At 70.8% G+C, this 13,844-nt stretch carries 12 protein-coding genes; 6 read left to right on the top strand and 6 right to left on the bottom strand.

Annotation, left to right across the window (positions count from 1 at the left end):
- Window positions 1–8: 8 nt before the first annotated feature.
- On the bottom strand, window positions 9–1,379 hold the full coding sequence (locus ACWDRW_RS07745) for an FAD-binding oxidoreductase (protein ID WP_451721399.1): 1,371 nt from the start codon (window positions 1,377–1,379) through the stop codon (window positions 9–11).
- A 98-nt stretch (window positions 1,380–1,477) separates the two neighbouring features.
- Here ACWDRW_RS07745 and ACWDRW_RS07740 point away from each other — a divergent pair, with 98 nt between their 5' ends.
- Window positions 1,478–2,929: a tetratricopeptide repeat protein gene (locus ACWDRW_RS07740; protein ID WP_451721398.1), complete on the top strand. Its 1,452-nt coding sequence runs from the start codon at window positions 1,478–1,480 to the stop codon at window positions 2,927–2,929.
- Here ACWDRW_RS07740 and hppD read toward each other — a convergent pair.
- On the bottom strand, window positions 2,926–4,071 hold the full coding sequence (hppD, locus tag ACWDRW_RS07735) for a 4-hydroxyphenylpyruvate dioxygenase (protein ID WP_451721397.1): 1,146 nt from the start codon (window positions 4,069–4,071) through the stop codon (window positions 2,926–2,928). The two genes, ACWDRW_RS07740 and hppD, sit on opposite strands and share 4 nt — an antisense overlap.
- A 124-nt stretch (window positions 4,072–4,195) precedes the next feature.
- Between hppD and ACWDRW_RS07730 the strand changes: the two genes are divergently transcribed.
- Genes ACWDRW_RS07730 through ACWDRW_RS07710 form a run of 5 tightly spaced genes read left to right on the top strand, consistent with a single transcriptional unit; the run spans window position 4,196 to window position 8,419 of the window.
- Window positions 4,196–4,690, top strand: coding sequence for an Lrp/AsnC family transcriptional regulator (locus ACWDRW_RS07730; protein WP_451721396.1), 495 nt, complete (start codon window positions 4,196–4,198; stop codon window positions 4,688–4,690).
- Between the two features lie 22 nt (window positions 4,691–4,712).
- A complete protein-coding gene (locus ACWDRW_RS07725; protein WP_451721601.1) occupies window positions 4,713–5,360 on the top strand; it encodes an ABC transporter permease in 648 nt (215 codons plus the stop codon).
- Window positions 5,353–6,600: a betaine/proline/choline family ABC transporter ATP-binding protein gene (locus ACWDRW_RS07720; protein ID WP_451721395.1), complete on the top strand. Its 1,248-nt coding sequence runs from the start codon at window positions 5,353–5,355 to the stop codon at window positions 6,598–6,600. Before ACWDRW_RS07725 ends, ACWDRW_RS07720 begins: the two co-directional genes overlap by 8 nt.
- On the top strand, window positions 6,597–7,463 hold the full coding sequence (locus ACWDRW_RS07715; protein ID WP_451721394.1) for an ABC transporter permease: 867 nt from the start codon (window positions 6,597–6,599) through the stop codon (window positions 7,461–7,463). The genes ACWDRW_RS07720 and ACWDRW_RS07715 overlap by 4 nt, the downstream gene beginning before the upstream one ends.
- A complete protein-coding gene (locus ACWDRW_RS07710; protein ID WP_451721393.1) occupies window positions 7,460–8,419 on the top strand; it encodes a glycine betaine ABC transporter substrate-binding protein in 960 nt (319 codons plus the stop codon). The genes ACWDRW_RS07715 and ACWDRW_RS07710 overlap by 4 nt, the downstream gene beginning before the upstream one ends.
- 3 nt (window positions 8,420–8,422) lie before the next feature.
- On the opposite strand, the gene ACWDRW_RS07705 is transcribed toward ACWDRW_RS07710, so the two are convergent.
- The 4 genes from ACWDRW_RS07705 to ACWDRW_RS07690 all read right to left on the bottom strand — a co-directional run bounded on the left by ACWDRW_RS07705 (window position 8,423) and on the right by ACWDRW_RS07690 (window position 13,671).
- Window positions 8,423–9,214, bottom strand: coding sequence for a S16 family serine protease (locus ACWDRW_RS07705; protein ID WP_451721392.1), 792 nt, complete (start codon window positions 9,212–9,214; stop codon window positions 8,423–8,425).
- A gap of 44 nt (window positions 9,215–9,258) precedes the next feature.
- Window positions 9,259–9,900: an IclR family transcriptional regulator gene (locus ACWDRW_RS07700; protein WP_015660070.1), complete on the bottom strand. Its 642-nt coding sequence runs from the start codon at window positions 9,898–9,900 to the stop codon at window positions 9,259–9,261.
- Between the two features lie 279 nt (window positions 9,901–10,179).
- Window positions 10,180–11,973 carry a DEAD/DEAH box helicase gene (locus ACWDRW_RS07695; protein WP_451721391.1) on the bottom strand — a complete coding sequence of 598 codons (1,794 nt, stop codon included), beginning with the start codon at window positions 11,971–11,973 and terminating at the stop codon, window positions 10,180–10,182.
- 255 nt (window positions 11,974–12,228) lie between these two features.
- The gene (locus ACWDRW_RS07690) at window positions 12,229–13,671 is read right to left on the bottom strand and encodes an MFS transporter (protein WP_451721390.1); all 1,443 of its coding nucleotides are present in this window, start codon (window positions 13,669–13,671) and stop codon (window positions 12,229–12,231) included.
- Window positions 13,672–13,844 lie beyond the last annotated feature (173 nt).

The following is a 13,844-nucleotide window of genomic DNA, read 5'->3' as shown; positions in this document are numbered from 1 at the left end:
AAGCGGCCTCAGAACAGCTTGCCCGGGTTGAGGATGCCGAGGGGATCGAAGACCTGCTTGATTCCTCGCTGCAACTCCACGCCCACCGGGCCGATCTCGCGCGCCAGCCACTCCTTCTTCAGCACGCCCACGCCGTGCTCGCCGGTGATCGTGCCGCCGAGCTCCAGGCCGAGGGCCATGATCTCGTCGAAGGACTCGCGGGCGCGCCGGGACTCGTCGGCGTCCCGAGCGTCGAAGCAGACCGTGGGGTGGGTGTTGCCGTCGCCGGCGTGGGCGACGACACCGATGGTCAGCTGGTACTTCTCGGCGATCCGCTCGACCCCTTCGAGCATGTCGCCGAGCCGGGAGCGCGGCACGCACACGTCGTCGATCATCGTCACGCCCCGCACCGCCTCCAGCGCGGTGAGGGACAACCGCCTTGCCTGGAGCAGCAGTTCGGACTCGGCGACGTCCTCGGCTGGCACGACCTGGGTGGCGCCGGCCGCCTCGCACAGGGCCCCGACGGCGGCGAGGTCGGCGGCCGGGTCGGGGGTGTCGAAGGCGGCCAGCAGCAGCGCCTCCGTCGACTCCGGAAGTCCCATGTGGGCCAGGTCGTTGACCGCCTTGACGGTCGTACGGTCCATCAGTTCGAGGAGGGACGGGACGTGGCCGCCGGCCATGATCCGGCACACGGCGTCGCAGGCGGCGGCAGCGGAGGCGAACTCGGCGGCCAGCACCAACTGCTGCGGCGGCTGCGGCTTGAGCGCCAGGACCGCGCCCACGACGATGCCGAGCGAGCCCTCGGAGCCGACGAACAGGCGGGTCAGGTCGTAGCCCGCGACGCCCTTCGCGGTACGGCGGCCGGTGGTCATGAGCCGTCCGTCGGCCAGCACGACGTCGAGGCCGAGGACGTACTCGGCCGTCACCCCGTACTTCACACAGCACAGGCCGCCCGAGGCGGTGCCGATGTTGCCGCCGATCGTGCACTGTTCCCAGCTGGAGGGGTCCGGCGGGTAGTACAGGCCGTGTTCGCCGACCGCGCGGGACAGGGCCGCGTTGACGACGCCCGGTTCGACGACGGCGATGCGGTCGACCGGGTTGATCTCCAGGATCCGGTCCATCTTGGTCAGGGACAGCACGACGCAGCCGTCGGAGGCGTTGGCCCCTCCGGACAGGCCGGTGCGGGCGCCCTGCGGGACGACCGGTACCCGCAGCTCCGTGGCGGTGCGCATGACGTGCTGGACCTGCTCGACCGTCCGGGGCAGGACGACCACCGCCGGGGCGCCGGACGGGCAGAAGCTGGCCATGTCGTTGGCGTAGGAGGCCGTGATGTCGGGATCGGTCAGGACCGCCTCGGCGGGCAGACCGGTGAGCAGACGGTTGACGAGGTCGTGGCTCATGATCACAGCCTCGCACCGGGGGCCATCGGTGTGAACCCCGCCAGCGGGGGGCTTTCGGTACGGGAATGTGGTCGTCGTACTGCCGCACAGTGAGCGCCATGGAGAACCAACATCAGGAGCGCTCGCGCGTCGGCAGGCGGGTGCTGGTCGGGGCCGGCGTCGGGTGTGCCCTGCTCGGCGGGATGGTGGCGTTGCTGCCGTGGGGCGGGTCCTCGGGCCGTCCCGCCGCTCCGGCACCGGGCGCGCAGGCGCTGGCGGCGGTCACCACGGGCGTGCCGGCCGCGCTGCCCGACCTGGCGGCGCTGATCGGTGAGCGCGAGAGCCACCTGCGCGAGCATCCGAAGGACGCCGAGTCCTGGGCGGTGCTCGGGGCCGCCTACGTGGAGCAGGGGCGGCGGACCGCTGACGCGGGGTACTACCCGAAGGCCGAGCGGATGCTGCGGACCTCGCTCAAGGTGCGGGCGAAGGACAACGTGGAGGCGCTGAGCGGGTTCGCCGCGCTGGCGGGCGCCCGGCGGGACTTCCCGGCCGCGCGGAAGTGGGGCGAGGCCGCGCTGAAACTGGAACCCAATCGCTGGACGACGTACCCCCTGCTGATCGACGCCTATACCGGCCTCGGTGACTACAAGGCGGCCAAGAGGAAGCTGGACCGGCTGCTGGAGCTGCGCTCGGGTCCGGCGGTGATGGCGCGTGCCGGGGCCGTCTACCGCGACCACGGCTGGCGCGAGGACGCGGCGGCCTCCCTCTCCGACGCCGCGGCGGCCGCCGAGGCGCCGGCCGAGCGGGCCGCGTACCTGGAGCGTGGCGGGCAGCTCGCCTTCGAGCGCGGCGACCGCGAGACGGCCCTGCGCCACTTCCAGGCGGCGGTTCGGCTCGACCCCGACCAGCGGGCCGCGCAGGCCGGGCAGGGCCGGGCGCTCGCGGCCCTGGGCCGCACCACGGAGGCGCTGAGCGCCTACCAGGTGGCCCTCAACAAGCAGCCGTGCCCGCAGTACGCCCTGGAACTGGGCGAGTTGTACGAGTCGCTGGGGCTCGGGCAGGCGGCCCGGGTCCAGTACGACCTGTTGCGCGAGCGGGTGCGGAGCGCGGCGGCGGGCGGGGCCGACGAGGAGCTGGTGCTGGGCCAGTTCGAGGCGGACCACGGGGACCCGGTGTCGGCCGTACGACGGTTGCGGGCCGAATGGCGGCGGCAGCCCGGGATCGCGGTGGCGGACGCGCTGGGGTGGGCGCTGCACCGGGTCGGAGACGACGAACAGGCGCTGCGGTTCGCCAAGGTGGCCACGGACAGGACCAAGGGGGGCGGGGTACGCAGCGCGCTGTACGCGTACCACCGCGGGATGATCGAGCGGGACCTGGAGCTGGCCGGTCCCGCTCGGCGGCATCTGGAGGAGGCGCTGCGGATCAATCCGTACTTCTCGACGCTGCACGTGACGAAGGCCCGCCGGGCTCTGGACGAGCTGGGCGAGCCTTCGCTGGAGGCGCCTGAGGAATCCGGGGAGAGCGAGGAGAGCGAGGAGTCCCAGGAGTCCCAGGAGTCCCAGGAGTCCTAGAGGTTGCCCCTCTTGGCCTGCTCGCGCTCGATGGCCTCGAACAGGGCCTTGAAGTTGCCCTTGCCGAAGCCCATCGAGCCGTGGCGTTCGATGATCTCGAAGAACACCGTCGGACGGTCCTGGACCGGCTTGGTGAAGATCTGCAGGAGGTAGCCGTCCTCGTCGCGGTCGGCGAGGATCTTCAGCTCGCGCAGGGTCTCCACGGGCACGCGGGTGTCGCCGACCCACTCGCCGAGGGTGTCGTAGTACGAGTCCGGGGTGTCGAGGAACTGCACCCCGGCCGCCCGCATGGTGCGTACCGTCGCGACGATGTCGCCCGTGTTCAGCGCGATGTGCTGGACGCCGGCGCCGCCGTAGAACTCCAGGTACTCGTCGATCTGGGACTTCTTCTTGGCGATGGCGGGCTCGTTGATCGGGAACTTGACCTTGAGCGTGCCGTCGGCCACCACCTTCGACATCAGCGCGCTGTACTCGGTCGCGATGTCGTCGCCCACGAACTCCTTCATGTTCGTGAAGCCCATGACCTTGTTGTAGAAGCCGACCCATTCGTTCATCCGGCCGAGTTCCACGTTGCCGACGCAGTGGTCGATGGCCTGGAAGGTGCGCTGGGCGGGCGGCTCCACGATCGGCTTCGCGGCCACGAAACCGGGCAGGTAGGGGCCGTCGTAGCCGGTGCGCTCGACGAGGGTGTGGCGGGTCTCGCCGTAGGTGGCGATCGCGGCGAGGACGACGGTGCCGTGCTCATCCTTGAGCTCGTACGGCTCGGCGACCGAGCGGGCGCCGTGCTCGAGGGCGTAGGCGTACGCGGCACGCGCGTCCGGGACCTCGATGGACAGGTCGATGACGCCGTCGCCGTGCTCGGCCACATGCTCCTTGAGGAAGCGGCCCCAGTCGGTGGCGGGCTTGATCACCGAGGTGAACACGAAGCGGGCGGAGCCGTTCTCCAGGACGTACGAGGCGGTCTCGCGGCTGCCGTTCTCCGGTCCGGAGTAGGCGACCAGCTGCATGCCGAAGGCGGTGGAGTAGTAGTGCGCGGCCTGCTTGGCGTTGCCCACGGCGAAGACGACCGCGTCCATTCCCTTGACCGGGAAGGGGTCGGCCTGCCGGGCGGTGTCGGGAGTGTGGTCTGTGGTCTGCGTCATAGCGGCAGCGTGACCCCGCCTCGCAAGGTGCGCAATAGTTTGCAGAATTGCTGGGCAATGTGCGCAGTGATACGCCGGTGGCGGCGGGCTTTCTGTACAGGATGACCAGTGTCGGGAGGGCCTCATGGGGATCGATCAGCTGGACGGCCGCATCATCGTGCTGCTCGCGCGGGAGCCGCGGATCGGGGTGCTGGAGATGTCCCGGCGGCTCGGGGTGGCGCGCGGGACCGTGCAGGCGCGGCTCGACCGGCTTCAGTCGAACGGAGTCATCCGGGGATTCGGTCCGCAGGTGGACCCGGCGGCGCTCGGCTATCCGGTCACCGCCTTCGCCACGCTCCAGATCCGGCAGGGCCAAGGGCCCGACGTGCGGGCGCACTTGGCCACGGTGCCGGAGGTGCTGGAGCTGCACACGACCACCGGCAGCGGGGACATGCTGTGCCGGCTCGTGGCCCGCTCGAACGCCGATCTGCAACGGGTCATCGACCGGGTTGTCGGTTTTGATGGGATCGTCCGGGCCGCCACCGCGATCGAGATGGAGAACCCCGTTCCGCTGCGGATCATCCCGTTGGTCCAGCAGGCGGCACTCGGGGAGCAGGCGGAGGGCCGGGAGAGGAGCTGATTCGACCGCTGGGGTGAGCGATGTGAACTTCTGGGAGTACCTGGGCACCCGCCACCAGCAGTTGCTCGCGGACGCGTACCAGCATGCGAGCGCCGTGTTCCAGTGCATGGTCGTCGCGACCGTGCTGGGCGTGTTGATCGGTGTCCTGACCTACCGCAGCGAGCTGGCCGGGAACATCGCCACGACGACCACAGCGACCTTTCTGACCATTCCCTCGCTCGCCATGATCGGTCTGCTCATCCCGCTCGTGGGTCTGGGCGTTCCGCCCACGGTGATCGCCCTGACGCTGTACGGGCTGCTGCCGATCGTGCGGAACGCGATCGTCGGACTGCGCGGGGTCGATCCGGCCCTGGTGGACGCGGCCAAGGGCATCGGGATGTCCCGGCTGACCCGGCTGGCGCGGATCGAGCTGCCGCTCGCCTGGCCGCCGATCCTGACCGGGATCCGGATCGCCACCCAGATGCTGATGGGCATCGCGGCGATCGCGGCCTACGCCTCCGGGCCCGGCCTCGGCAACGAGATCTTCCGCGGGATCGCCTCCCTCGGCAGCAAGAACGCGCTCAACCAGGTGCTCGCGGGCACGCTCGGGATCATCGTCCTGGCCCTGCTGTTCGACGCCGCGTACGTCCTGATCGGACGGCTGACCATTCCCAGGGGGATCCGTGCCTGAGTCCAGCGCCACCGGTACGTCCGGTGCCTCGATCGAGCTGGAGAACCTGACCAAGCGGTACCCGGGCAACCCCAGCCCGGCGGTCGACAACGTCAACATGGAGATCCAGGCGGGCGAGATCGTCATCTTCGTCGGGCCGTCCGGCTGCGGGAAGTCCACGACGCTCAAGATGATCAACCGGTTGATCGAACCGACCGGTGGCCGGATCCGGATCAACGGCGAGGACGTCACCCGGATCGACCCGGTGAAGCTCCGCCGCAAGGTCGGGTACGCGATCCAGTCGGCCGGTCTCTTCCCGCACATGACGGTCGCGCAGAACATCGCGCTGGTACCGAAGATGGTCGGCTGGCCGAAGGGGCGGATCAAGAACCGGGTGGAGGAGCTGCTGGACCTGGTCGGGCTCGACCCCGGGGAGTTCCACGGCCGCTATCCGCGTCAGCTCTCCGGCGGCCAGCAGCAGCGGGTCGGGGTGGCCCGGGCGCTGGCCGCCGATCCGCCGGTGCTGCTGATGGACGAGCCGTTCGGCGCGGTCGACCCGATCACCCGCGACCATCTGCAGGACGAGCTGATCAGGCTGCAGCACGAGCTGCACAAGACGATCGTGTTCGTCACGCACGACTTCGACGAGGCGATCAAACTGGGCGACCGGATCGCCGTACTGCGCGAACACTCCCACATCGCTCAGTTCGACACCCCGGAGGCCATCCTCACCAATCCGGCCGACGACTTCGTCTCCGGGTTCGTCGGCGCCGGGGCGGCGCTGAAGCGGCTGAACCTCACCCGCGTACGGGACGTGGAGATCCGGGAGTATCCGACGGTCACCGTCGACGACCCGCTCCAGGAGATCTTCAACAAGCTCCGCTCCAGCGGCACCAACGAGATCCTGCTGCTCGACAAGCGCCGGCGCCCCTACAAGTGGCTGCGCCGCGGCGACCTGATGCGCGCCAAGGGCTCCCTGGCGCGGGCGGGCACCCTGGTGCACGACACGGTCACCCGGGACGCCACGCTCCGGGACGCCCTGGAGGCGGTCCTCACCGACAACGCGGGCCGGGTCGCGGTCACCGGGCGGCGCGGTGCGTACGACGGGGTCGTGGACATGGAGACGCTGATGAACTCCGTGCACGAGCTCCTGGAGGCGGACCGGCTCGAGGCGATCGAGCACCAGCACGAGCTGGAGTCCGCCCGGGCCACCCAGACCCACGCCGAGCAGGAGGGCGACGGAGGGGAGAAGAAGGCGTGACGACCTCTCCCGACCAGGAACGCCCCGAGGGCGAGCACGAGGTCAAGGGGCTCGCCTTCCGCGACGAGGGCGAGGCCGAGCAGGAGGCGCCCCCGCCTCCGGCCCCGCCCTCGCAGGCGACCGGACGCCGGGTGACCTGGCAGAAGCTGACCGTCCTGCCGACCCTGCTGGTGGTGATGCTGCTGGCGACCTGGCTGTGGTTCCAGCAGGCCGACCTGGACGCGATCTCCGAGAACGCGCTGTCGAACGGACAGGTCTCGAAGGCGCTGTGGCAGCACGTGGAGCTGACGCTGATCTCCACGTTCTTCGTGCTGATCATCGCGATCCCGCTGGGCGTCCTGCTGACCCGCAAGGCGTTCCGCAAGGCCACCCCGGTGGCGATGACCATCGCCAACATGGGCCAGGCGACCCCGGCGATCGGTCTGCTCGCGCTGCTGGTGATCTGGCTCGGTACGGGGACGAAGGCGGCCCTGATCGGCATCACCGCCTACGCCGTCCTGCCGGTGCTGTCGAACACGATCACCGGTCTGAAGGCGAACGATCCGACGTTGCTGGAGGCGGCGCGCGGCATCGGCATGTCACCGTTCGGCGTCCTGTCCCGCGTCGAGATGCCGCTGGCGGTCCCCCTGATCCTTGCCGGTGTGCGTACGGCCCTCGTCCTGAACGTCGGTACGGCGACCCTGGCGACCTTCGGCGGGGGCGGCGGTCTGGGGGTGCTGATCACCACCGGCATCACCAACCAGCGGATGCCGGTGCTGATGCTCGGCTCGATCCTCACGGTGGCGCTGGCCCTGCTGGTGGACTGGCTGGCCTCATTGGCCGAACTGCTGCTGCGGCCGCGCGGGCTGGAGGTGGGGACATGAGACGGGCCGCGGGCGTGCTGCTGACCGGGGCGTTGGTGACCGCCTGCGGGCTGACCAGCGGCTCCCCCATGGTCGACGACGTCCGGCCCGGCTCGATCGGCAAGGGCGAGCCGCTGAAGGGCGCCGAGCTGACGGTCACGTCCAAGGAGTTCAGCGAACAGCTCATCCTGGGCGCGATCATGGGCATCGCCTTCGAGGCGGCGGGCGCCGAGGTCCTGGACCGCACCGGGATCCAGGGCTCGATCGGCTCGCGGGAGGCGGTCAAGAGCGGCGAGGCGGACGCGGACTACGAGTACACGGGCACCGGATGGATCAACTACCTCGGCAACACGGAGCCGCTGCCCGATCCGCGGGAGCAGTGGAAGGCGGTGCGGGACGCGGACCGCGCGAACGGGGTGACGTGGCTGGAGCCGTCGCCCCTGAACAACACCTACGCCCTGGCGATGAACCGGGCCGACTACGAGAAGTACGGCACGAGGACCCTGTCGGACGTGGCGGAGCTGTCGAGGAAGGACCCGGACGCGGTGACGCTGTGCGTGGAGAACCAGTTCGCCAACCGGGCCGACGGGCTGCCGGGCATGGCGAAGGAGTACGGCATGGACATCCCGGCGGAGAACGTCACGCAGATGGACACCGGGATCATCTACACCCAGGTGGCCAAGGGCAGCTGCACGTTCGGCGAGGTCTTCACGACCGACGGCCGCATCAAGTCGATGGACCTGGTGGTGATGGAGGACGACAGGAAGTTCTTCCCCAACTACAACCTCGCTCCGATGGTGCACACGAAGACGCTGGAGAAGTACCCCGAGATCGCGGACATCCTGGAGCCCATCGGGAAGAGGCTGAACAACACGGTGGCGCGGGAGCTGAACGCGAAGGTGGACGTGGAGGGCGAGGACCCGCACGAGGTCGCGCTGGAGTGGCTGGTGCAGGAGGGGTTCGTGCGGGAGGGCTGAGCGTCAGCAGCTCGGCACGTCGCCCTCGCCCTTCTCCAGGGCGACCAGGGAGTCGACGGCGCCCTCGAGGGTGGTGACCGGGATGAGACGCAGGCCCTTGGGCAGTTCCGCCTTGGCGTCGGAGCACTCGGCCTCGGGGACGAGGAACACGGTGGCGCCGTCGCGGTGCGCGGCCTGTGTCTTCAGGGCCACGCCGCCCACGGGGCCGACCTTGCCGTCGGCGGCGATGGTTCCGGTGCCGGCGACGGTGCGGCCGCCGGTGAGGTCGCCGCCGGTGCCGTCGCCGTCCAGCTTGTCGACGATGCCGAGGGAGAAGAGCAGGCCGGCGCTGGGGCCGCCGACGTCGGCGAGCTCCAGGTCGACATTGATCTTGTCGGGGTCGAGGTCGAGATAGTTCAGGGCGGCCTCGGTGGCGGCGTCCTGGGACTTGCGCATCTGCTCGGTGTTGTACTTCTCGATCTCGTCGGTGCTCTTGTCGCTGGGGTAGACCGAGTCACGGGGCATGACGGCGCGGTCGGTCCGGAACCAGGAGTCGAGAACGTCCCCGAGCGACACACTGACATCGGGCCCCGTGGCCTCGATGGTCGTCATCCGCAACTGACCCTCGGTCTCCCGGGTGGTGGCCCCCTCGATCGTGATCACCGGCTCCCCCTTGTTCTCCCCCAGCACGTCCGCCGTCATCCCGGGCTGCGTGAGCGAGAACGGCAGCGGCGCGAAGGCGGCGGCCGCCAGCAGACCGACGACAGGCAGCGCACAGACGACGAGGGCCTGGGGGCGAGAGAGACGAGAGAGCACGGGGTCAATCTAACGTGACGGCGATCCGGCGGAGCCCGGGGCGGTCAGCGCAGCGCCTCCGCCACTTCCCGCGCCGCGTCCATCACGCGCGGGCCCACCCGTTCCGGTACCGCGTCCGCCAGCATGACCACGCCCACGCTGCCCTCCACTCCGGTCACCCCCAGCAGGGGCGCCGCCGCTCCGCTCGCACCCGCCTCCAGTTCGCCGTGGGTCAGGGTGTAGCCGGGCTCCTCCAGCGGCTGGCGGCGGGCCGCCAGGATCGCCTTGCCCGCCGCGCCCCGCTCCAGCGGGTGCCGGAAGCCCGCGCGGTACGCCACGTGGTAGTCCGTCCAGGTCGGCTCGACCACCGCCACGGCCAGCGCCTCGGCGCCGTCCACCAGGGTCAGATGCGCCGTCGCCCCGATGTCCTCCGCCAGCGACCGCAGCGCGGGCAGTGCCGCCTCCCGTACCAGCGGATGCACCTGGCGCCCGAGCCGCAGCACGCCGAGACCCACCCGGGCCCGGCCGCCGAGATCACGGCGTACGAGGGCGTGCTGCTCCAGCGTGGCGAGCAACCGGTACACCACGGTCCGGTTCACGCCCAGTTTGTTGGAAAGCTCGGTGACGGTCAGCCCGTGGTCCGTGTCAGCCAGCAGTTTGAGGACTCGCAGTCCCCGGTCGAGCGTCTGGGAGGTCTCCGCGGTCACGACGCCCACTCCTTAGTGGTGAGGTCGGCGGCCCCCTCGCGGCAGATGCGTCACCGAGTCCCGTCGGCGACGCGCTTCAGAGGCCGCCGATCGGCCGGCGGCCCGGCATGTCCGGACCGCGTCGCTTCACGGCTGCGCTCCGCGGCGGCGCTGCCACGGGGCGTGTGCGTAGCGGGACAGTAGCGAAGCCGGTTCGCTGAGCGGAAGGCTCCGTCCAGAATCCGGGCAGCGGCCGGTACGGCACGCCTGTGTTTGTCCGGATACGCACAGCGCGCGGCGTCACCGCATGCGCGTGGCCCACTCCTGCACCTTGGCGATGCGCTGCCGCAGCTGCCCCGCCGTGGCCTCCGCGCTCGGCGGCCCCCCGCACACGCGGCGCAGCTCGGTGTGGATCACCCCATGGGGCTTGCCGCTCTGGTGGACGTAGGCACTGACCATGGTGTTCAGCTGCTTGCGCAGCTCCATCATCTCCTTGTGCGAGACGACGGGCCGCCGCTCGGCGGGCAGCTCCAGCAGGTCCGCCTCGGCGTCCGGCTTCTTCCGGCTGTGCGCGATCTGCCGGGCCTGCCGCTTCTGGAGCAGCAGCTGGACCTGGTCGGGCTCCAGCAGTCCGGGGATGCCGAGGTAGTCCTGCTCCTCCTCGCTGCCGGGGTGGGCCTGCATGCCGAACTCGGCGCCGTCGTAGAGGACCCGGTCGAAGACGGCGTCGGACTCCAGCGCCTCGAAGGGCAGCATGTCCTGCTCGCCGGTGTCCTCGTCCTGCTCCTTGTTCGCCTCCTCCATCTCCTTCTCGGATTCGGCGTACGGGTCCTCCTCGCCCTCCTTCTTCGGCTTGTCGAGCGCGTGGTCGCGCTCGACCTCCATCTCGTTGGCGAAGGTGAGGAGGTCGGGGATGGTCGGCAGGAACACGGACGCGGTCTCGCCGCGGCGGCGGGAGCGCACGAAGCGGCCGACGGCCTGCGCGAAGAAGAGGGGCGTGGAGATGGTCGTTGCGTAGACACCGACCGCGAGGCGGGGGACGTCGACGCCCTCGGACACCATCCGCACGGCGACCATCCAACGGTCGTTGCTCCCGCTGAAGTCGTCGATCCGCTTGGACGCGCCGGTGTCGTCGGACAGGACGAGGGTCGCCTTGCTGCCCGTGATCTCGCGGATGAGCTTGGCGTAGGCGCGCGCGGAGTCCTGGTCGGAGGCGATGACGAGGGCGCCCGCGTCCGGGATGGCCTTCCTGACCTCGGTCAGCCGCTGGTCGGCGGCGCGCAGCACGCTCGGCATCCACTCGCCGCGCGGATCGAGCGCGGTGCGCCAGGCCTGCGACACGGCGTCCTTGGTCATCGGCTCGCCGAGCCGGGCGGCGATCTCGTCGCCGGCCTTGGTCCGCCAGCGCATGTTGCCGCTGTAGGAGAGGAAGATGACGGGCCGGACGACACCGTCGGAAAGGGCGGAGCCGTAGCCGTAGGTGTAGTCGGCGGCCGAGCGGCGGATCCCGGCGTTGTCCTCTTCGTACGTCACGAAGGGGATGGGGTTGGTGTCGGACCGGAACGGCGTACCGGTGAGCGCGAGCCTGCGTGTGGCGGGCTCGAAGGCCTCCAGGCAGGCCTCGCCCCAGGACTTGGAGTCACCGGCGTGGTGGATCTCGTCGAGGATGACGAGGGTCTTGCGCTGCTCGACGCGGTTGCGGTGCAGCATGGGCCGCACGCCGACACCCGCGTAGGTGACGGCGACGCCCTGGTAGTCCTTGCCGAGCGGGCCGGCGCTGTACTCGGGGTCGAGCTTGATCCCTATCCGCGCGGCGGCCTCGGCCCACTGCTTCTTCAGGTGCTCGGTCGGCGCGACCACGGTCACCTGCTGCACGACGTGATGGTGCAGCAGCCAGGAGGCGAGGGTCAGGGCGAAGGTCGTCTTGCCCGCGCCCGGGGTCGCGACCGCGAGGAAGTCACGCGGCTGTTCCTGGATGTACTTCTCCATCGCCCCCTGCTGCCAGGCACGCAGCTTGCTGGCGGTGCCCCAAGGGGCACGGCCGGGGAAGGCTGGGGAGAGGTGATGGGAGGTGGAGGCGGCGGTGGTAGTCACGGTCTCCGTGGGGTTGGGGCGGCTGCGTAGGACGACCGGGTCACCCTACCGGCGCCCGACCGCTGTCAACGCGCGCACCGGGCCGGGTCACCCCCGGGTGGGACCGACGTCACAGCGCCCGGGGCCGCCGCGCGAGCACCGGGATCTCCTCTCCGCCCCCGCCGCCTCATCGATGACCAGGTCATACGCGTGTTGTGAGCGCAGCGGACGCGGTGGAGGCCGTCGGCACGGTCGTACGCGTCCGCCGGATACGGCTCACCGCTCCCGCAGTCGCGTCGTGACCCACACCCCGGCCAGGGCCACCGCCGCCATCGGCAGGAACACCGCGGCGAAGGCGGCCGGGTGGGATCCGGAGCCGGTCGTGTGGTGCAGGGTGCCGCCGCCGAGGGTGGCGAAGGCAGCACCGCCCACGGAGAGGAGGACGACGTTGGAGAGGGCGTCGGAGATCTGCAGGGAGGCGGAGTTGGTGCCGGCCTCCTCCGGGGTGGAGAGCTTCAGGAGCAGGACGCTGGCGGAGGAGATCACCAGCCCCATGCCGAAGCAGCCGAAGGCCCAGGCCACGGCGACCGTCCAGACCGGCACGGAGTCGACCAGCACGCTCGGCGCGGCGGCGATCGCGGCGGCGACCAGCACCATCCCGAAGGTCGTCAGCCGTTCCCGGTACGGCTCCAGGCGCGGCCGGGACTGCACCCAGGAGCCCGCCGCCCAGGTCCCGCCCCCGGCGGCGAGGGAGAACCCGGCCAGCGTCGGCGACAGACCCCGCTGGGTCACCAGCATCAGCGGGACGAAGGACTCGGCCGCGATGAAGGAGCCCGACGCGACTCCGCGCAGCAGGATCACGGAGGGGAGTCCGCGAGCGGCCCGGTAGGTGCCGCGCGGGAGCAGGCCGAGGACGGCCGGCACCAGCAGCGCGGCGCCCAGCGCCCCGGGCAGCAGCGACAGCGGGCGCAGGTCCTGGGCGGCGTACTGGAGGAGCCCCGCGCCCAGGGAGATCCCCAGGGCCAGCCGGATCCGGCGGCGGTCGAAGGAGGCGGGCGTCCCGGCCACCGGGCCCGAGGCCCGCCTGCCGATCTGCGGCAGCGCGAGCGCCAGCGGGAACACGATGAGCACCGGAACTCCGATGAACACCCAGCGCCAGCCGAGGTGTTCGGTCACCGCCCCGGACGCGAGCGGCCCGACGATCGACGGCACGACCCAGCTGGCGGCGAACGCGGCCACGATCGCCGGCCGCAACCGCTCCGGATAGGCCCGCCCGATCACGACGTACAGGCCGACGATCACCAGCCCGCCCCCGAGCCCCTGCACGGCCCGCCCGAGCACGAACAGCCACATCGCCGTGGCCGTCCCCGACAGCAGCAGCCCGGCGGCGAAGGCGCCGATGCCCGCGGTCACCGGCCCCAGCGGCCCGCGCCGGTCCGCCCACTGCCCCGCGAGCACCATCCCGAACAGCGAGGTGGTGAAGAACCCCGAGAAGGCGAAGGCGTACAGCGGCACCCCGTCCAGTTCCCGTGCCGCCACCGGCATCGCCGTACCCACGGCCGTGGCCTCGAAGGCGATCAGCAGCACGACGGAGACGATCCCGATGCTGAGCGCCCGGTACGAACGGCTCAGCACGGTCTCGGCGGACTCGGAGGACACGGCGGTGGAGGGGTCGGCGGTGGGCGCGACGTCGGTGTCGCGCGGCTCGAGTCCGGTCATGCGTGCGAGTGTAAGGTCCGAACCCGCCCTCTGCCCCTGTCGCGAGTCCCGCCCCGACCGGGACCTTGGTCGTACGACCTAGGTCGTGTCTTCAATTGATCTTGCTTAGTGGATCATGGTCGGGTGATTCGTCGCCATGAACTGTCTGATGCAGAGTGGGAGTTCGTCCGGCC

This window comes from Streptomyces sp. NPDC003635 (assembly GCF_053587635.1).
Note: the sequence above shows the minus strand (reverse complement) of the source record. Positions and strands in the feature narration are given on the sequence as shown.